Source organism: Shewanella litorisediminis (assembly GCF_016834455.1).
Classification (GTDB): Bacteria; Pseudomonadota; Gammaproteobacteria; order Enterobacterales; family Shewanellaceae; genus Shewanella; species Shewanella litorisediminis.
In genome coordinates this window covers 3,271,496-3,288,126 of sequence record NZ_CP069213.1, presented here as the reverse complement: position 1 = coordinate 3,288,126, position 16,631 = coordinate 3,271,496, and the positions used below count along the sequence as shown (strand labels likewise).

The 16,631-nt window shown below is 55.6% G+C and carries 20 protein-coding genes; 8 read left to right on the top strand and 12 right to left on the bottom strand.

The window, feature by feature from the left end; translation table 11 throughout:
- Positions 1 to 2: 2 nt before the first annotated feature.
- The 4 genes from JQC75_RS14480 to JQC75_RS14465 all read right to left on the bottom strand — a co-directional run bounded on the left by JQC75_RS14480 (position 3) and on the right by JQC75_RS14465 (position 2,960).
- On the bottom strand, positions 3 to 713 hold the full coding sequence (locus JQC75_RS14480) for a winged helix-turn-helix domain-containing protein (protein WP_203324752.1): 711 nt from the start codon (positions 711 to 713) through the stop codon (positions 3 to 5).
- Complete coding sequence (locus tag JQC75_RS14475; protein WP_203324751.1) at positions 713 to 1,108, bottom strand: DUF3019 domain-containing protein; 396 nt, start codon at positions 1,106 to 1,108, stop codon at positions 713 to 715. Before JQC75_RS14475 ends, JQC75_RS14480 begins: the two co-directional genes overlap by 1 nt.
- Positions 1,109 to 1,113: 5 nt before the next feature.
- Entirely contained in the window at positions 1,114 to 1,980 is an 867-nt protein-coding gene (locus JQC75_RS14470) for a MipA/OmpV family protein (RefSeq protein ID WP_203324750.1), read from the bottom strand.
- A gap of 143 nt (positions 1,981 to 2,123) precedes the next feature.
- Positions 2,124 to 2,960, bottom strand: coding sequence for a LysR family transcriptional regulator (locus JQC75_RS14465; protein ID WP_203324749.1), 837 nt, complete (start codon positions 2,958 to 2,960; stop codon positions 2,124 to 2,126).
- A gap of 180 nt (positions 2,961 to 3,140) precedes the next feature.
- Between JQC75_RS14465 and JQC75_RS14460 the strand changes: the two genes are divergently transcribed.
- The 3 genes from JQC75_RS14460 to JQC75_RS14450 are packed head-to-tail and all read left to right on the top strand — an operon-like array spanning position 3,141 to position 7,722.
- Complete coding sequence (locus JQC75_RS14460) at positions 3,141 to 4,316, top strand: acyl-CoA dehydrogenase (protein WP_203324748.1); 1,176 nt, start codon at positions 3,141 to 3,143, stop codon at positions 4,314 to 4,316.
- A 59-nt stretch (positions 4,317 to 4,375) separates the two neighbouring features.
- The gene (locus JQC75_RS14455) at positions 4,376 to 6,649 is read left to right on the top strand and encodes a thiamine pyrophosphate-dependent enzyme (protein WP_203324747.1); all 2,274 of its coding nucleotides are present in this window, start codon (positions 4,376 to 4,378) and stop codon (positions 6,647 to 6,649) included.
- Entirely contained in the window at positions 6,646 to 7,722 is a 1,077-nt protein-coding gene (locus tag JQC75_RS14450) for an ACP S-malonyltransferase (RefSeq protein ID WP_203324746.1), read from the top strand. The genes JQC75_RS14455 and JQC75_RS14450 overlap by 4 nt, the downstream gene beginning before the upstream one ends.
- 63 nt (positions 7,723 to 7,785) lie before the next feature.
- Here JQC75_RS14450 and JQC75_RS14445 read toward each other — a convergent pair whose 3' ends face one another.
- Entirely contained in the window at positions 7,786 to 8,052 is a 267-nt protein-coding gene (locus JQC75_RS14445; protein ID WP_203324745.1) for a hypothetical protein, read from the bottom strand.
- Between the two features lie 228 nt (positions 8,053 to 8,280).
- Between JQC75_RS14445 and JQC75_RS14440 the strand changes: the two genes are divergently transcribed.
- Positions 8,281 to 8,817 carry a GNAT family N-acetyltransferase gene (locus JQC75_RS14440; protein ID WP_203324744.1) on the top strand — a complete coding sequence of 179 codons (537 nt, stop codon included), beginning with the start codon at positions 8,281 to 8,283 and terminating at the stop codon, positions 8,815 to 8,817.
- Between the two features lie 58 nt (positions 8,818 to 8,875).
- Here JQC75_RS14440 and JQC75_RS14435 read toward each other — a convergent pair whose 3' ends face one another.
- The gene (locus tag JQC75_RS14435; RefSeq protein WP_203324743.1) at positions 8,876 to 9,376 is read right to left on the bottom strand and encodes a YcxB family protein; all 501 of its coding nucleotides are present in this window, start codon (positions 9,374 to 9,376) and stop codon (positions 8,876 to 8,878) included.
- 79 nt (positions 9,377 to 9,455) lie between these two features.
- Here JQC75_RS14435 and JQC75_RS14430 point away from each other — a divergent pair, with 79 nt between their 5' ends.
- Positions 9,456 to 9,878 carry a TehB-like domain-containing protein gene (locus JQC75_RS14430; protein ID WP_203324742.1) on the top strand — a complete coding sequence of 141 codons (423 nt, stop codon included), beginning with the start codon at positions 9,456 to 9,458 and terminating at the stop codon, positions 9,876 to 9,878.
- Here JQC75_RS14430 and JQC75_RS14425 read toward each other — a convergent pair.
- The 3 genes from JQC75_RS14425 to JQC75_RS14415 are packed head-to-tail and all read right to left on the bottom strand — an operon-like array spanning position 9,832 to position 11,296.
- Entirely contained in the window at positions 9,832 to 10,260 is a 429-nt protein-coding gene (locus JQC75_RS14425) for a VOC family protein (protein ID WP_203324741.1), read from the bottom strand. The two genes, JQC75_RS14430 and JQC75_RS14425, sit on opposite strands and share 47 nt — an antisense overlap.
- A 40-nt stretch (positions 10,261 to 10,300) precedes the next feature.
- Complete coding sequence (locus tag JQC75_RS14420) at positions 10,301 to 10,684, bottom strand: VOC family protein (RefSeq protein ID WP_203324740.1); 384 nt, start codon at positions 10,682 to 10,684, stop codon at positions 10,301 to 10,303.
- 27 nt (positions 10,685 to 10,711) lie between these two features.
- Positions 10,712 to 11,296: an NADPH-dependent FMN reductase gene (locus tag JQC75_RS14415; RefSeq protein ID WP_203324739.1), complete on the bottom strand. Its 585-nt coding sequence runs from the start codon at positions 11,294 to 11,296 to the stop codon at positions 10,712 to 10,714.
- A gap of 161 nt (positions 11,297 to 11,457) precedes the next feature.
- Here JQC75_RS14415 and JQC75_RS14410 point away from each other — a divergent pair, with 161 nt between their 5' ends.
- Both JQC75_RS14410 and JQC75_RS14405 read left to right on the top strand, forming a co-directional pair.
- Entirely contained in the window at positions 11,458 to 12,084 is a 627-nt protein-coding gene (locus JQC75_RS14410) for a helix-turn-helix transcriptional regulator (RefSeq protein WP_203324738.1), read from the top strand.
- A gap of 11 nt (positions 12,085 to 12,095) precedes the next feature.
- A complete protein-coding gene (locus JQC75_RS14405; protein ID WP_203324737.1) occupies positions 12,096 to 12,827 on the top strand; it encodes a pseudouridine synthase in 732 nt (243 codons plus the stop codon).
- Between the two features lie 76 nt (positions 12,828 to 12,903).
- Here the strand turns inward: JQC75_RS14405 and JQC75_RS14400 are convergent, their stop codons facing one another.
- Positions 12,904 to 13,380 carry a hotdog fold domain-containing protein gene (locus JQC75_RS14400; protein ID WP_203324736.1) on the bottom strand — a complete coding sequence of 159 codons (477 nt, stop codon included), beginning with the start codon at positions 13,378 to 13,380 and terminating at the stop codon, positions 12,904 to 12,906.
- A 308-nt stretch (positions 13,381 to 13,688) separates the two neighbouring features.
- Between JQC75_RS14400 and JQC75_RS14395 the strand changes: the two genes are divergently transcribed.
- Positions 13,689 to 14,576: a polyprenyl-phosphate transporter gene (locus JQC75_RS14395; RefSeq protein ID WP_283165656.1), complete on the top strand. Its 888-nt coding sequence runs from the start codon at positions 13,689 to 13,691 to the stop codon at positions 14,574 to 14,576.
- A gap of 456 nt (positions 14,577 to 15,032) precedes the next feature.
- Here the strand turns inward: JQC75_RS14395 and JQC75_RS14390 are convergent, their stop codons facing one another.
- Entirely contained in the window at positions 15,033 to 16,172 is a 1,140-nt protein-coding gene (locus tag JQC75_RS14390; RefSeq protein WP_203324734.1) for a membrane dipeptidase, read from the bottom strand.
- Complete coding sequence (locus JQC75_RS14385; protein WP_203324733.1) at positions 16,169 to 16,627, bottom strand: SufE family protein; 459 nt, start codon at positions 16,625 to 16,627, stop codon at positions 16,169 to 16,171. Before JQC75_RS14385 ends, JQC75_RS14390 begins: the two co-directional genes overlap by 4 nt.
- Positions 16,628 to 16,631 lie beyond the last annotated feature (4 nt).

Here is a 16,631-nt window from a genome sequence, read left to right as displayed (position 1 = left end):
GTTCAGCTTGTCCAGGCCTCGGGTGCAAACAGGTAACCCTGACCCCAAACGGTCTTGATCCTGAAGGGGGTTTCCAGGTTATCGTCGAGCTTTTTGCGCAGGCGAGAGATGCGCACATCGATCTTTCGGTCCTTGCCATCGAAATCGATATTGAGCAGGTATTGGTAAATATACTGGCGACTCAGTACCTGCCCTGCCTGAGAGGCGAGCAGCCACAAGAGTTCAAACTCATGGCTGGTTAAATCCACTCTTTGGTCGTTAAGGCGTATGGTCTGGGTGTGGGGATCTATGCTGAGCTTGCCAAAATTGAGGCAATGGCTTTCCTGCTTGGGCGGCGCGCTGTGGCGACGCAGCAGATTGTTGATTCGGGCAACCAGCAAGGCGGGGTCGACCGGTTTAACCACATAATCATCGGCGCCGAGCTCCAGCCCCTTGATTTGATCTTCATTGGTGCCCAGGGCGCTCATCAGCAGGATGGGGCCGGCAAAGTAATCCGGCAACTTTTCAACCAGCGTCAGGCCGTCCATGCCGGGCAGCATGATGTCCAGCAATATGATATCGGGTTTGTAGTTAAGCAGGCGGGTCAGCACTGTATCGCCGCGGCGTTCCAGCTCTACATGCATACCGTTGGCTTTCAGGTAGTCCACGATAAGGTTTGCCAGACGCACATCGTCTTCAACCAGCAATACTCTGTGTGGTACTTGAGTCGTCATCAGAAAATACTCCACGGGTTACGAAAGCGTCGCCGGGTCTGGGGTTCGCTCAGGGGTTTGACCTCGAGCACCGCATCGGCCAGCGGTTGGTTACTCTTTTCATCCCGCATGACAAAATGCAGGTCCTTATCGGTACTGATATCCAGTGTCAGCGAGTCCTGGGAATCATCACTTATGCACCAACGGGGTAAGTCGGGCAAGTTCACCTCAATACACACAGGGTCATCGGTATACCAGGTGAGGGTGACCCGGATATCGCAGCGGCCGCTTGCCTTATCGGTCAGGCAAAGACTGGGGGTGACCTCGAAAGGTTTGGACGATTCATTTGCCTGTGACGCAGAGAGCCCCAGCAGGCTGATTAAAGGCAACAGTAAAAGTCGACGACAGGTCTTCAACGGTATCAGAACCTGTAGGCAGCGCCAATCAAATAGGCGTAACTGTAGTCTTCGTCCAGTAGTGGGCTTTGCGCTATGGTATCAGCGAGTTGGGTGTAGCGAGCCGTCATCAGGAGTTCCCATGCAGGTGTTAGGCTGTAACGGGCAGTGAGTTCGAGCCCCCGATTCCAGCCGTTTTCTGTGCGGTAATGCTCGTGCCAGTATGCACTTTCCGACGGGCGCACGCCATAGTAATAGTTAACGATTTCCTGACTTTTCCAATCAAAGAATACCGCAAAATCAACACTTAACTCTTTATGACCCCAATGGTAGTTCCATTTGATTTGGCCTTCTGAGCCTTGGTGCACATTCAGCAGGTCGTGAAGCAGTGCGAGCCGCCAGGTGCCGAATCTGTTGTATACGTAAGCCTCAATTCCGCCAAGGTAAGTAAAGTGGCGGGACTCCAGTTCACCGATGTTTTGGGACTCTGTTTTTACGGGCCTTTTTGATTCAACAAAAGGGGTCTGCTGGAAGGAATGGGAACTGCCGGCGAGGAAAATATTGGATGGATCCCAGCGGTAAAAGAAGGCCCTGTCACTGGAAAAGCCAGTGATCAGATTCACGGTAAAACTCTCCTGCTCAGTGAGGGTGTAACCTATGGCGCCATTATCAAAAAACCAGCGCTCGCCATAATAGGCGATGGTGGGCAGCACATAGATGGGAATGTCATCGAAATCCTTGATGGGATTGGTTCTTTGGCCATAACCAAAAGCAATGCCCAGATCCCAACTGCCTTTTTCGATACAGTCCGTGGTGTCGTCACACTGCGCCATCACCACACCGGGTGACAGGAGTAAGACGCTGAGTAAAAAACCAAAAAAGGATGACTTCATCTTGGTGGCAATCAGGGTTATCCATTAACAAAGATTGCAACAGATTAGCATGTAAATGGCGGTGCAGCAGTGGTCAAGCTGTCACTGTTGCAATTTGATACCAGTATTTCGCAAAAGGTGCGGCGTAAAAGGTACCTGCGGGGTTAGTTGCACTGTCGGCAAAGGGCTGCAAGTTGCCGTTGCTGCGGTGTCGGAGGGCGGCCCAGAGGCAGAGCCAGTCCCACGGTGCGTTTAAGCTCAATGTCAGCCAATGGCCGGAACACTATGTCCTGCTGATCCAGCAGTGCCGGAATGGCAGGCACCAGCGCTATCCCCAACCCGGCGGTTACCAGGCCCACCGCATACTCGATGGTTTGAATGCGGGCACGCACCTGCATCTTTATCCCTTCCATGTCCAAAAGTTGCTGCAGGCTGGTGAGTGCCTCGCAGGGCGCACGGTGAATAAAGGGTTGCCCCTGCAAATCTTCGAGCCGGATGCTGTTTTTCAGCGCCAGACTCAAAGCCGGGGGAATGGCCAGTAAGTAGGTGTCGTGCCACATGGCCTGAAAGCTTTCGTTGGGGGTTAAATCGGCGGTGGTGATGATGCGGCCATCGCACTCTTCACTGGGCTCCACCAAGGTTAAATCCATATCCGGGCAGGCGGCAGTGAAGTCTTTGAGCAGCATACTCATGCGCGCTACCCCGAGCGAGCGGATAAGCCCAAGCCTGAATGGCACCTGGGTTTCAGGCTTGGAGAATAGCGACTGAATGGCTTTGGACTCATTCAAGAGCCGCTTGGCCAGGGGATATAAGCGCATACCCGCATCGGTGGCCGACACCCCTTTCCCGTGGCGGGCAAAGAGCTGCACCCCGAGCTCAGACTCCAGCGCGGCAATGGCCGCAGAAATCGAGGGTTGTGCTATGTAGCAGTGCTTGGCAGCGGCGCTGATACTGCCTCTCTCCAGAACTGCGACGAAGTAATTCAATGCCTTAAGATTCATATTTCCCTGCGCGTAAGGTATAGAAAATAGCTATGGGAGTAAGAGAAAAAGAATATTTTTCCTAATGATTGATTATGCCTATGCTAGTGCAAATCACAAGTGGCGCTGTGGCTGTATGTATTGGCCTCTAAGCTGCCTGCAAACCCGTTCAAACAATAAGACTCAATAAAGGACTACCCTATGGCCCGCGTGCAATTTGACTGGCAAGACCCGCTGAATTTCAACTCCCTGCTGACCGAAGAAGAGCGGATGATCCGCGACATGGTGCACGAGTATGCCCAGGATAAGTTGATGGCGCGGGTGCTGATGGCCAACCGTGAAGAACATTTCGATCGGGAGATCATGAATGAACTGGGTGAGTTGGGCCTGCTCGGTGCCACCCTGCCGGAAGAATACGGCTGCGCCAATGCCAATTATGTGAGTTACGGCCTGGTGGCCCGCGAAATCGAGCGGGTCGACAGCGGTTATCGCTCGGCCATGAGCGTACAGTCATCTCTGGTGATGCACCCCATCTATACCTATGGCACCGAAGCGCAGCGCCACAAGTATCTGCCCAAGCTCGCCACAGGCGAGTGGGTGGGCTGCTTTGGTCTGACCGAGCCGGATGTGGGCTCTGATCCCGCCGGCATGAAAACCCGCGCCGAGCGCATTGATGGCGGCTATCGCATTAATGGCGCCAAGATGTGGATCACCAACTCACCCATTGCCGATGTGTTTGTGGTGTGGGCCAAGCTCGATGGTGCCATCCGTGGCTTTGTGCTCGAGAAGGGGATGAAGGGCCTGTCGGCGCCCAAGATTGAAGGCAAGTTCTCCCTGCGCGCCTCTATCACCGGCGAAATCGTAATGGACAATGTGGAAGTGGGCGAAGATGCGCTGCTGCCCAATGTGGAAGGGCTCAAGGGGCCTTTCGGCTGCCTTAACAAGGCCCGCTACGGCATCGCCTGGGGCGCACTTGGCGCTGCCGAGTTTTGCTGGCATGCGGCCCGACAGTATGGTCTGGACCGTATTCAGTTCAACCGCCCTCTGGCGGCCAATCAGCTGTATCAGAAGAAACTGGCCGATATGCAAACCGAAATCACCACAGGTCTCTTTGCCTGTCTGCAGGCCGGTCGCCTGATGGATGCCGACGCCCTGCCGGTGGAGGCCATCTCCCTGATTAAACGCAATTCCTGTGGCAAGGCGCTGGATATCGCCCGCATCGCCCGTGATATGCATGGCGGCAACGGTATCAGCGACGAATTCCATGTTATCCGTCACGTGATGAACCTTGAAGCGGTGAACACCTATGAGGGTACCCACGACATCCATGCCCTGATCCTGGGACGCGCCCAGACCGATCTGCAGGCATTTTGCTGATGGGAAAACGGGGGCCGCGCGCCCCCGCTTTTGTATCGTTCACCCAGTGAGGGATAACCATGGAAGACAGGGCTATTGCCGTTGAGCGGCAGTTTATTGAGGCGCTGGAAACCGGCTCAATCAGTGCCTTTATCGATAATACCCAGGGCTGGGACCATCGCCGCCTTGGGCTCAGTGATGCCGAGTTTGTGGGGATTTTCGAATCTCAGTTAAAGAGTCGTTTGCTCGACCTGGAGTCGCGCCGCATGCGGGCGCGTAACGAAGGCTTTTACACCATTGGCTCTTCGGGCCATGAGGGCAATGCGGCCATTGCCGCCGTGCTCAATACCACCGATATGGCGTTGCTGCACTACCGCAGCGGTGCTTTTATGGTGGAGCGCAGCCGTCATGAGGCGAGTGAGACTGTGCTGTGGGATATGATGCTCTCCTTTGCGGCTTCATGCGAAGACCCCATCTCCGGCGGCCGCCATAAGGTGCTGGGCAGCAAGTCACTCAATATTCCGCCGCAAACCTCCACCATTGCCTCCCACCTGCCCAAAGCGGTGGGGGTGGCTTTAAGCATTCCACTCACCGAGCGACTGGGTGTCGAAGGGACTTTGCCCCCTGATGCCATCGCCATGTGTAACTTCGGTGATGCCTCAGCCAACCACGCCAGCGCCCAGACTGCCATAAACGCGGCCTGCTGGGCGGCGTTTCAGAATATTCCCATGCCGCTGATGTTTGTCTGTGAAGACAACGGCATAGGCATTTCTACCCCCACGCCCAAGGGCTGGATTGGTGCCAACTTCAGCCAAAGGCCGGGGCTTAAGTATTTTTGCTGTGATGGCCTGGATTTGCTGGACACTTTCAAGGTGGGCAAAGAGGCGGCCCATTGGTGTCGCAGCCACCGCCAGCCGGTGTTTTTGCATGTGCGCACAGTGCGCCTGATGGGCCATGCAGGCAGCGATGCCGAGATTGCCTACCTGCCCAAGGCGAAAATCCTCGAAAACGAAGCGCTGGATCCACTGCTTCGCAGCGCCGCCATGCTGATAGAGGCAGGCGTACTGAGCGCAGGACAAATCCTCGCGATGTATCAGGAACTTAAAGACAGGATTGCTGCCATTGCCAGGGTGGCTGCCACCCGACCCAAGCTCAAAACGGCAAAAGATGCCATGGCGAGCGTGGTGCCGCCAAAGCTTGCCAATCCCCGTGCGGTGAAGACGCTGGATGAAGCCGCCTTTGCGAGTCTTTTTGCGGCCGACAAGCAGTCGCTGGGTAAACCCGTGCACATGGGTAAACTGATTAATCTCACCCTCACAGAGCTCATGGCAAGCCACGACAACATAGTGGTGTGCGGCGAGGATGTGGGCAAAAAGGGTGGGGTGTACCATGTGACCTCGCGGTTGGTGGAGCGCTTTGGTCCCAGCCGGGTCATCAATACCCTGTTGGATGAAACCTCCATTTTGGGGCTCGCCACCGGCATGGCCCACAATGGCCTGCTGCCCATTCCCGAAATCCAGTTTCTGGCCTATGTGCATAACGCCGAAGACCAGATTCGCGGCGAGGCCGCGACCTTGCCATTTTTCTCCAATGGTCAATACACCAACCCCATGGTTATTCGCATTGCGGGTCTTGCCTATCAAAAGGGCTTTGGTGGCCACTTCCACAACGACAACTCCTTTACCGTGTTTCGCGATATTCCCGGGCTTATCCTCGCCTGCCCATCCAATGGCGCCGATGCCCAGGGCATGCTGCGGGAGTGCGTGCGCCTTGCCCGTGAAGAGCAGCGACTGGTGATTTTCCTTGAGCCCATTGCACTCTACATGACCCGCGATCTGCATGAGGTTGGCGATAGCCTGTGGGCGGCGGAATATGTACCCGAGCGTGAAGCAACCCAGCTGCCCTTTGGTGAGCCGGGCCGTTTCGGTGAGGGCAAGGATTTGTGCATCATCAGTTATGGCAATGGTTACTACTTAAGCCGTCAGGCCGAGAAAGAACTTGCCAAGGCCGGTGTCCATTGCACCCTGGTGGACCTTCGCTATCTCGCACCGCTCAATGAAGCTGCCATCAGCGATATCGCCGCCGGTTGCCGCCATGTGCTGGTGGTGGATGAGTGTCGCCGCTCAGGCTCTGTGTCCGAGGCCATAGTCACGGCGCTCCATGAAAGGCTTGGCAACGATTGCCCACCTGTGGCGCGGCTTAACGCCGAAGACTGTTTTATTCCGCTCGCCGACGCCGCAACCTTGCCGCTGCCGGGCAAAGACAGCATAGTGGCCGCCGCGCTCAAGCTGGTGCTGGGGACGGATGCTGGCAAGGACACTGCCATAGTGATTGGATTGGAGGCATCGGCATGAGCTCAAACTTAAGCACAACAGCGAGTAAAGAGCGGGTGCTGGTGATAGCCCCGGGCCGTGGCTGTTACAACAAAGAGGAGCTGGGGTACCTAAAGCGCCTCCACGCGGATAAGGGTGACTTTATCGCCGGTATCGATGCCTTTCGGCGCCACGAGGGGCAAAAATCCATTGCCGAACTGGATGCCATGGACAAGTACTCCTTCAAGCTGCATACCCCCGGCGAAAACGCTTCGGCGCTGATCTACGCCTGTGCCATGGCCGATTTTATGGATATCGACCGGGAACGCTTCGAGATAGTGGCGGTTACCGGCAACTCCATGGGCTGGTATATTGCCCTTGCCTGCGCGGGTGCGCTCGATGAAGAGGGCGCCATCGGGGTGATTAACACCATGGGTTCCATGATGCAGGATGGCCTGATTGGCGGGCAGATGATTTATCCCGAGATGGATGATAACTGGCATCCGAGTCTCGCCAGGACGCAAATGCTCGATGCCCTGCTCGCCGAGGCTGCGGGTACCGAGGGCTGCGCCCTTTACACCTCTATTCGCCTCGGTGGTTTCAGGGTGCTGGCGGGCAACGAAGCGGGGCTTAAACTTGCCGAAGAGCGACTGCCGAAAATCGATGAGCGTTATCCGATGCGGCTTTATAACCACGGTGCCTTCCACTCGCCGCTGTTAACCGAGGTGTCGGCCAAGGGCAAAAGTTTGTTGCCAAAGAGCCTCTTTAAAGCGCCCAAGGTGCCTATGGTGGATGGCCGCGGCGCCATCTGGACCCAGTACAGTACAGACACTGACAAGCTGTGGGATTACACCCTCGGCCATCAGGTTACCGAGCCTTACGACTTCACCAGTGCAGTGCAGGTGGCGGTGAAAGAATTTGCCCCCGACAGAGTGATGATATTGGGGCCGGGCACCACCCTTGGCGGCGCCGTAGCCCAGAGTCTTATTGGTTGCCACTGGTTTGGCTGGCGGCAAAAGGCGGATTTCAGTGAGGGGCAAAAAGTCGACACCAGACTTATCGCCATGGGGATGGACGCCCAGCGGCCATTGGCACTGAAGCCCGGCAGCCAGTAGTCAGGAGTAAAATAACAACAAAACGGCCCTTGGGCCGTTTTGATTTTTCGACTTCAGACTGATTCAGTTGAGATCTTGTTGCACCACCGCCAAATAGCCCATCTCGAATAACTGGTCGTTTACGCAAGTGAGCAAATAGCTTTCCTGCTCTTCGAGTGGGATTTCCTGCTCTGTGATGAGCTCCAGACAGACTTCTTTGATTTGTTTGACATCTTCACTGGGAGCCGGAGGAAGGTCGAGAGTGGGTTCTTCTTCGGCGGATACGGCAAAGCTAACCACAAGCGCCATTGCCAGGGCGACTTTGGTGAGGATAGCTGAGGGGGTGCGCATTTTGGGTTCCTTCAAGGGGTTAGAGCAACCGGGACCAAGGTGCCGCTCGGCATCCTTACAATGCCCCGGAGGTGGCGCTATTGTGACAGTAAGTTTAGCCTTTGGATATCGCGAGTTTTTCGAGGTGTCGGAAAGTTTTTTTTTCCTTGGCACAGCAAGTCTTTCCCTTGTGATGTGATTGTTGGAAATGGCATAGTGATCTCTTTAACTTACATGGGATTAGAAGTAATGAGTGCGCAATCGCCCAGCATCTACCGGACAACAGATGGCCGAATTCAGGTGCGCCACAGTGATGCCGGTGACATAGGTGCCATTCGCGCCATCTACAGTCAGCCCAGTTGCTTTGCCAATACGTTGCAACATCCCTTTCCTTCACTGGAAAAATGGCAGCGTCGCCTGGGGGATTTACCCGAGAACTGCTACAGCCTGGTCGCCGAAATCGATGGTGAGGTAGTGGGGCAGGCCGGAATGGAAGTCTTCGTGAATCCAAGACGCAAACATGTGGCCAATCTGGGCATGGCGGTGAGCGAAGATTATCAGGGCATTGGCGTGGGCTCGGCGCTCCTGGCCGCCATGATGGAGCTGGCCCACAACTGGCTTGCGGTCAGGCGCATCGAGCTTGAGGTGTACACAGATAACCATGCCGCCATCAAACTCTATAAACGACATGGTTTTGTGATTGAAGGCGAGGCCATAGGTTACGCCTTCCGGGGCGGTGAATACGTTGACGCCTTTTTGATGGCCAGCTGTCGCGACTTCGGCTGAAGCGTGTGCCGGGAAGGTCTGTACTCAAATTGACTGTGATCTGACAGCCTGTCGCGGGTTATTGTTCCATCTGCGCTTCGTCATGGGCACTGTTAAAGTTTGTCAGGAAAGCCAGCGCCTCGGGCGATAACCCTGAGGCGGATAAATACTGACGGGCACGGCCCCGCTGCAATAAAAAGCCTCTTGCCGTTGGGGTAATCGCATCCAGGCTGTCCCAGGCCAGCTCACGCTTTTGCCCCAGTGATTCTGTTATCAGCAGCTTGTCGGTGAGAGTGACAGTGACTTCATTGCCAGCGGCGCGACTCATGAGTTGCCGCCAAAGCCACCAGGTACGCTGATAACGCACACTCAAAAACTCCAGTACCGTTAACCCGAGGAAAAACCACCCCACGTAGGATGGCAGCGGGCTTGCCAGCAGGGCAAATGTCATCAGGCCAAAACCGAGGGTTTTGATATGGCGTTTGGGGCCTGTCAATGGCGTGACTGATTCATCAAAGCACTCTTCAAAATGGGCGCGATTCAGGATAAAACTGTGCTGGTGGTTTAAACTTGTCGGCATTGCGATGCTCAAGAGTTTGGTGGCTGGGGGTGTGTTCCCAAAACAGCCTTAAATTGAGGTGAAACCGGAGACAGCGCCCATGGCATTGATACCAAAAAATTATGTTCCAGTGGGTTCTACCCGGATATTCGGCGGTAATGATTTACCTGAGCTGCTGCTGTCCCAGCATCGTACCCGAAACGGCTTTTACAGCCAAATCGAGGTGATTGAAGGTGAGCTGTTATGGCAGGGTTTTGGCGACACAGATGGCAAGCCCGGCATTGAGGTGCACTTGCGCGCCAACGACAGGGCCATGACCCATCCGGGTAAATGTTACTGCGTTAAGCTGCTCACCGACGACACCCGGTTCAGACTCAATGTGTTTGCCCATCAAAGCCTGCAGGAAAGCAACCTCGATGTCAGCAGCACTGTGGGGCTCTTTCTCGAGCCCCTCGATACCTCTCTGACCCCTGCGGCTAAGCAGACTGAGGATACTGATTGCGAACTTCAGGCAGATCGCTGAGGTATTCCACAAATTCCACTTCCATACCATCGGGGTCGATAAAGTACACGTTGCGTCGGCCCGAGTCGGGTGCGCCGTCTTTGGCAATGGCAAAACCGGCGGCTTCGAGGCGGGCAATCAGGGCATCCAGCGACGACACCACAAAGGCAAAGTGGGCCAGACCCGGTTGATGGCCGGTGAGATCCCGGCTCTCTCCCTCACCGTCGTTATTTAAAGCAATGTATTGATAATCGTCGCCAAAGTGCAGCCATTGGCGGGGTTTGCCATACCAGCTGCCCTCACCGCCACCCCTTACCTGCCAATGTGGAAAGGCGGCTTTGTAAAAGGTCAGGCTCTTTTCCAGGTCATGCACGACCAAATTGATGTGTTCCAGATGTACCATGATTGCGTTCCTTGTCGTGGTGAGTTGTGAATGGTCAGTATCAGTGTTTACGTTTTTCCACCCGCCAGGGCGGGTTCAGGCGATTGTCGGCGGCATAAAACAGCTTGATGGCATTGCCACTGGGGTCGGTCAGCTCGGCTTCGCGCCACAGCCAGGGTTTATCTTCCGGCTCACCCTTAAAAGATATGCCCTTGGTTTTCAGTTCTGCCACCCATTCGTCCAATCGCTCGCTCTCAAAATAGAGGCAGTGGCCCGGTGAAGGTGGCTCCTTTCGCAGGTGCAGTGAAAAGCTTTCGTCGCCCTGGGGCAGGGCAAAGCGGGCGTAATGGGGCGTATCCACTATCTGTATTGCGCCCAGTGTCAGGTAAAACTCCACGGCGGCGGCCATATCGGTGACGCCCAGGGTGATTTGATTCTGTCTCATCGTGCCTCCTGTGCCTTTGCGGTTTGGTTACATGCCGTATTGGAAGGGATCCCGGTACTTGCTCATCGGCAGCAAGAGCTCTGTGTAGTGCCCAAGTAAAGTCACTGACTCGGCAATCCGCTCACGTATCGCCCTGTCGCGGCGGCTTTGCTCGCCTTGTGCCACCGGATGGAGCACCTCTTCCACATTGCGCACTATGACGTTGGCAGGAATAAATACCATCTTGTTGTTTTTATTGCCGCTTACCATGAGTTCGCTCAGTGGAAACACGCCATTAACGCTGGATGAAACCGACACCAGCAGCGCAGGTTTATGGCCGGTCACGGGTACGCTGGCATTCATTAACAGTTGCTTCAGTACTGGGGTGGCCATGCCGCTCCACTCCGGGGTAATGAGCACGTAGGCATCGCTGGCACTGAGTTTGGCCTCGATAATGGCCCAGTCTTCGCCCTTGCTTTCACGGCTGTCGCCATCCCAAAACGGCAGTGAATACTCAGCCAGTTCAATGATTTCCACATCGCTGAAGCTGTTGCTTTGGGCGTTGATGAATTCGGCTACCCTGCCGCTTTGTGAACCCCGGCGCTGGCTGCCATTGATGATGCTGAGTTTCATGGTGCGTCCTTATTAGTAAAGTTTTTTGTTTCTAAATTAATTTGTAAGGTAAAAACTTTACTTAATTATGTAAAGCTAAAAATAAACAAAAAAGTTTACTTAATACTTTTGTTATCCATAATAGAGCCCAGAACAGCCGCGTTTATGTATTGGATGAAACCATGAAAACCTGCCAAAAAATCCTCGATTTGCTGAAGCAGCAAGGGCCCATGACCGCAGCCGGTCTGGCCGAATCGCTGGGGCTGACGTCCATGGGGGTAAGGCAACATCTGCAGGCCATGGAAGCCGAAGGCAATCTCGCCTATGAAGATATCAGCGAGGGCCGCGGCCGCCCGGCGCGCTACTGGAACCTCACTGAATCGGCGCAAAAGCACTTTGGCGATCGCCACAGCGAGCTGACCTTAAGGTTGATTGATTCGGTGAAGGTGATTTTTGGCGATGCGGGTATGGATGCCCTGATAAGCCACCGCGAAGCGACCTCCGAGCAGGTCTACCTCGAGCGTATGGCGGGAGAGAGTACTCTTGCCGGGCGCATCGGGCAGCTGGCACTTATTCGCAGCGAAGAAGGCTATATGGCGACTGTGGCAAACGAAGGCGATGTCTGGTGGCTGTATGAAAATCACTGCCCCATTTGCGCCGCCGCCACCAGTTGCCAGAGTTTTTGCCGCTCGGAGCTCATGCTGTTTCGCCGTCTGCTGAGCGAGGACGTCACCGTGGAGCGCAGCGAACACATCATCGAAGGGGCGCGCCGCTGCGCCTATCGCATCACCAAGGCCATTGCCGAATAAGGCACAAAACTATGATTTCCCCCCGTGGCAGGCTCGACAGCTTTTTGGCCAAAACCCTCAATATTCCCAAAAAAGCAGTGCGCGAACTGCTCAAAGCCGAGCGGGTGACTGTGGATGGCGAGCTTGCGCTGGAGATGGCGCAGCAAATTGGCCCCTTCAGCCAGATTTATTTAGGCGATACCGCCCTTCGCGCCGAAACGCCGCGCTACCTGATGCTGCATAAACCCGTGGGGGTGGTGTCGGCCACCAAAGACAAAGAGCATAAAACCGTGCTCGACCTTATCCCTGATGCGCTCAGAACAGGCTTACACATAGTCGGCAGGCTGGATTTGAATACCTCGGGGCTGGTGCTTCTGTCCAACGACAGCCGCTGGTCCGAGTCCATGATGCAGCCCGGCGCCCATGTGCCCAAGGAATATCGGGTGACTCTGGCAAATGTGCTCACAGAAGATTACGTCGCCGCTTTTGAGCGCGGCTTTTACTTTGAGACCGAAGGCATCACCACACTGCCTGCCAGGCTTACCATCCTCGGTGAGCGCGAGGCCAGGGTAGAGCTTTGCGAAGGCAAGTACCATCAAATCAAGCGCATGTTTGGCCGTTTTCAAAACCCGGTTGTTGCACTGCATCGACACCGCATCGGCGCCCTGAGGCTGGACCCGGCGCTTGCTCCCGGGCAGTGGCGGCCACTCTCCGACGATGAAAAGCTGGCCTGTCTGCAAGGCGCCGAGTCGCCAAACGACTGAGTGCAGACGGCTCAAAACAAAAAAAGACTGAAATCTCAGTCTTTTTTCTCCCGATCCTGATTTGGGGGAAATCGGTTCAGGCCCTGGCCGGTTTAAGGGAGATCCACAGCTTGATATGACCTTTTACCACCACCACGCCGTCTTTGTCGTAGGCGGTCACGGGCACCAGCAAATCACCTTCCTGCCAGTCTTCTGGCTTTACCTCGGCCACACAGCGGATATCGCTGCCTGCCTTGGCGGTGTAATCCAACGTCATGCCCTTGGGGATCCAGCGCAGATGCGGTGGGATTGAGGCCTCGGCCATCACGCCCATGGCCATTTCCAGGCCATTACAGATGGCAATCACGTGCACGGTTTTGATGTGGTTATGCACGGCGTTGCGCTTCTTGATAAAACATTCGCAGTAATTGGGCCGAAGTTCGGTAATGAGTGGCTTGATGGTGCCAAAGTAGGGCGCCATACGTGCCACCATTTTGGAGAAAATAACCCTGCCAAAGGGATAGGGAATGAGCTTCTGGTAAAGCGCCATCACCTTATTGGGTTTGCCTGCCATGGTTTTGCTTCCTGTCTGTGCGTACTGCATTCTGTTATCTGGCCATATCGGTTGTCGGGCTGTTAACCCATAACTGGTCTGGCCTGTTTGTTTTGTCGCAGTGTAACATGCCATTAACCATCTGCAAGAGCGCAGGTGTCTCCAGAGTAAGCCCCATGGCTTTCTTGGGTTCCTAACGCAAAGTTCATTTTCAGCCGCCGCCCACCCGACATATAATCGGCGGCAACTTAAGGACAGCTTCGGCCAAGTGCCGGTATTTTTTGGGGAATTGGGTGAATAACTTACTGACATATTTTAAAGGGCTCGCCATGGGCGCGGCGGATGTGGTACCCGGTGTATCCGGTGGTACCATCGCCTTTATTACCGGCATTCTGGACAAGCTGCTGGACAGCGTGCGCGCCATTAATCCCTCTCTCATCAAGGTGATACGGGAAGAGGGCGGCAAGGCCGCCTGGGCGCGTATCAACGGCACCTTTCTGGTGTGTCTCCTTGGCGGAATTCTTACCAGCATCTTCAGTCTCGCCAAGCTGATTTCATACCTGCTGACACATCACCCCATTCCGGTCTGGTCCTTCTTCTTCGGCCTGATTTTGGTGTCTGTGTGGCATATGCTGCGGCAGGTAAAGGGCTTCGATGCCGGGCGTATCGCGCTCTTTGCCCTCGGCGCTGTGGTGGCCTGGGGTATCACTGTTATCACCCCCACCGAAATACCTGCCACCTACCTCAATGTGTTCCTTGGCGGCGCCATCGCCATTTGTGCCATGATTTTGCCGGGCATTTCCGGCAGCTTTATCTTGCTTCTGCTCGGCCTCTATCCTGCGGTGCTCGCCGCCGCCAAGGGCCTGCAGCTGGATATCCTTGCCTGTTTTGCGGCAGGTGCCATCTGTGGCATCCTGAGTTTCAGCCATTTGCTGTCGATGCTTTTACGTAGATTCCACGACGCCACCATCTTCTTCCTCACCGGCTTGATGCTGGGCACCCTGGGTAAAATCTGGCCCTGGAAAGAAACCATAAGTTGGCGCACCAACTCCCACGGCGAAGAGGTGCCGCTGGCGCAGCAAAACCTCACGCCCTGGGGATTCGAGCAGCTCACCGGCGAGTCATCCCAGCTCGGTTTTGCCATCGTTTGCGCCTTGGTGGGTATAGCTCTGGTGCTGATTATTGAGAAGCTGGGCGAAGGTAAACCGCGCCACTGATTTGGCTTGTGATAAACATCGGCAATGAATACAAAAAGCCCGCGAGAGCGGGCTTTTTGTTGGTTTATTTCCAGCTGCTTTGCACGGGTTTTTCCGCTGAAGCGGATGCGGCCTTACTTTGATAGCTGAGTCGGTGTCCGAGTCGGTAACTGAGTGGATATCTGAGTCAGTGCTTGAGTTGATGTAAGGGCCGGCATCCTCCCCGTACAAACTACAAACGTTTATCAGCCTTTGCTTAACTTTCACGCGCCAAACGATGTGGCGGCAAGACTCTATAGTCACAGTAGTCATGGTGACGTTGGTGATGACGGCTTCTCTGCTGTGGCTTGGAAACAGGGGCGCTTTTTAGCGCCTGCTCAGTCGAAGTTGCCGCCGCGACTCGCCGGGGAAAATTAACCGATACTGTAAAAACAGAGCCCGCTTAAGCGGGCTCTTTCATGGATGGCAGGCCTTGGGTTACACCAGCACCTGATGAAGCACCCGTTGCCAGTTGCCACCCATGATTTTATCGGCATCAGCGGCGCTGAAACCCGCGCCCTTGAGGGCATCGTGGATACGGCTCATGCGCTCAATATGGTTGAACTCGGGGATCACCACGTGCACCGGCTCATGGTCGAAGCCGAGCACCTTTTTGGCGCGCAGACTGTGCCACCAGTCCAGAAACTCCTTCACCCCTTCGGCGTTATCATTATTAAGTTTGAGCAGGTTTTCCTGGCCCCGCAGCGGATAGTCGTTGGCAATGGCCACCGCATCCATGCCGCCCACATTGGCCACATGTTTCAGCTGCGCCAGATAGTGCTCCACCCTGGGAGTGCTATTGGTGGTCAGCCAAAAGCTCATCATAAAGACACCGAACACACCGCCACTGTTTGCGATGGCGCGGATCACCTGATCCGGTGAGCAGCGTGCGTGGTTGACGATGGCGCGGGCCGCGCCGTGGCTTTGCACCACCGGCATGCGGGAGGCGGCTATGGTGTCCAGAGCGGTTTGTGGGCTGGAGTGACTGAGGTCGATGAGAATGCCGCTGTCGTTGAGTTTATCCACCAGGGCGTAGCCCTTGGGACTCAGGGGGAGATTCAGGCCGCCGCGCTCATCGCTGTCCAGCGCGCCACCGGCAAAGCTGTTGCCATAGTGGTGGGTGAGCTGCAGCACCCTGAGGCCCTTTTGGTAGAACTCATCCACCTGGGACAGGCGCTCTTCCACGCAGTCTGCCCCCTGAATCTGGAAAAACACCGCAGTGCGACCCGACTCACGGGCGCTTTGTATGTCTTTGGCCGAAAGACCCTGCAGCAGCTGCCTGGGGTTGTCTCTCACACGCTGACCGGCTTCGGCAATCGACTTGATACAGGCGTTGTAAGTGCGCTTGTAGTTGAGGGTGCCGTCTTCCTGTTTCACTTCTTCGATGGCGGAGATATCGCACAGGAAGGCCGAGAGGCCGGAGGCGGCGAGATCGTCAAGGGAGTCAGGCAGAAACGACAGGCCATCTATGTACAGCGGCCGCAGCGCCTTGGCGGCAAGCACCCCCGGGGGCAGGGCAGATAAGAGGGCGCTGGCGCCGAGGGCTTTTATCAGGCTGCGCCGGTGAAGATTGGTCATGGGGTGTCCTCGCGGCTTAATTCTTTAATGCGGTTTGCCAGGGCATATACGCCGTTGGTGCGTGACGGGCTAAGCTGACCCTCCAGACCCAGGGCGCTGAAATAGGCCGCCGCATCGAAGGCGGCTAGCTCGTCGCTGGTTTTACCCGAACAGGCACCCAGCAGCAGGGCTATCAGGCCGGTGACAATGCGGGCCTCAGATCCGGCAATAAAATAGTGTTTGCCCTGCTCGCCATGGTGATACAACCAGGCGGCGCTCTCGCAGCCACGCACTCTGGCATCCTCGGTTTGCCACTCAGGCGCCAGCGGCGCCAGGGCTTTGCCACCCAGCATCAGGGCGCGGTACTTTTCCTGCCAGTTGGGGGCTTGTTGCACCTGATTAACCAGCTGAGTGAGGGAGGCTCTGCTGTCTTGGAAGCGGCTTAAAAATTCGGTGGCGCTGGGGCGTTGTTCCATACTT

Excerpts from the sequence above, each read along its gene's own strand:
- JQC75_RS14480 (WP_203324752.1), bottom strand. The coding sequence starts at position 713 with ATGACGACTCAAGTACCACACAGAGTATTGCTGGTTGAAGACGATGTG.
- JQC75_RS14470 (WP_203324750.1), bottom strand. The coding sequence starts at position 1,980 with ATGAAGTCATCCTTTTTTGGTTTTTTACTCAGCGTCTTACTCCTGTCA.
- JQC75_RS14465 (WP_203324749.1), bottom strand. The coding sequence starts at position 2,960 with ATGAATCTTAAGGCATTGAATTACTTCGTCGCAGTTCTGGAGAGAGGC.
- JQC75_RS14460 (WP_203324748.1), top strand. The coding sequence starts at position 3,141 with ATGGCCCGCGTGCAATTTGACTGGCAAGACCCGCTGAATTTCAACTCC.
- JQC75_RS14455 (WP_203324747.1), top strand. The coding sequence starts at position 4,376 with ATGGAAGACAGGGCTATTGCCGTTGAGCGGCAGTTTATTGAGGCGCTG.
- JQC75_RS14450 (WP_203324746.1), top strand. The coding sequence starts at position 6,646 with ATGAGCTCAAACTTAAGCACAACAGCGAGTAAAGAGCGGGTGCTGGTG.
- JQC75_RS14445 (WP_203324745.1), bottom strand. The coding sequence starts at position 8,052 with ATGCGCACCCCCTCAGCTATCCTCACCAAAGTCGCCCTGGCAATGGCG.
- JQC75_RS14440 (WP_203324744.1), top strand. The coding sequence starts at position 8,281 with ATGAGTGCGCAATCGCCCAGCATCTACCGGACAACAGATGGCCGAATT.
- JQC75_RS14435 (WP_203324743.1), bottom strand. The coding sequence starts at position 9,376 with ATGCCGACAAGTTTAAACCACCAGCACAGTTTTATCCTGAATCGCGCC.
- JQC75_RS14430 (WP_203324742.1), top strand. The coding sequence starts at position 9,456 with ATGGCATTGATACCAAAAAATTATGTTCCAGTGGGTTCTACCCGGATA.
- JQC75_RS14425 (WP_203324741.1), bottom strand. The coding sequence starts at position 10,260 with ATGGTACATCTGGAACACATCAATTTGGTCGTGCATGACCTGGAAAAG.
- JQC75_RS14420 (WP_203324740.1), bottom strand. The coding sequence starts at position 10,684 with ATGAGACAGAATCAAATCACCCTGGGCGTCACCGATATGGCCGCCGCC.
- JQC75_RS14415 (WP_203324739.1), bottom strand. The coding sequence starts at position 11,296 with ATGAAACTCAGCATCATCAATGGCAGCCAGCGCCGGGGTTCACAAAGC.
- JQC75_RS14410 (WP_203324738.1), top strand. The coding sequence starts at position 11,458 with ATGAAAACCTGCCAAAAAATCCTCGATTTGCTGAAGCAGCAAGGGCCC.
- JQC75_RS14405 (WP_203324737.1), top strand. The coding sequence starts at position 12,096 with ATGATTTCCCCCCGTGGCAGGCTCGACAGCTTTTTGGCCAAAACCCTC.
- JQC75_RS14400 (WP_203324736.1), bottom strand. The coding sequence starts at position 13,380 with ATGGCAGGCAAACCCAATAAGGTGATGGCGCTTTACCAGAAGCTCATT.
- JQC75_RS14395 (WP_283165656.1), top strand. The coding sequence starts at position 13,689 with ATGGGCGCGGCGGATGTGGTACCCGGTGTATCCGGTGGTACCATCGCC.
- JQC75_RS14390 (WP_203324734.1), bottom strand. The coding sequence starts at position 16,172 with ATGACCAATCTTCACCGGCGCAGCCTGATAAAAGCCCTCGGCGCCAGC.
- JQC75_RS14385 (WP_203324733.1), bottom strand. The coding sequence starts at position 16,627 with ATGGAACAACGCCCCAGCGCCACCGAATTTTTAAGCCGCTTCCAAGAC.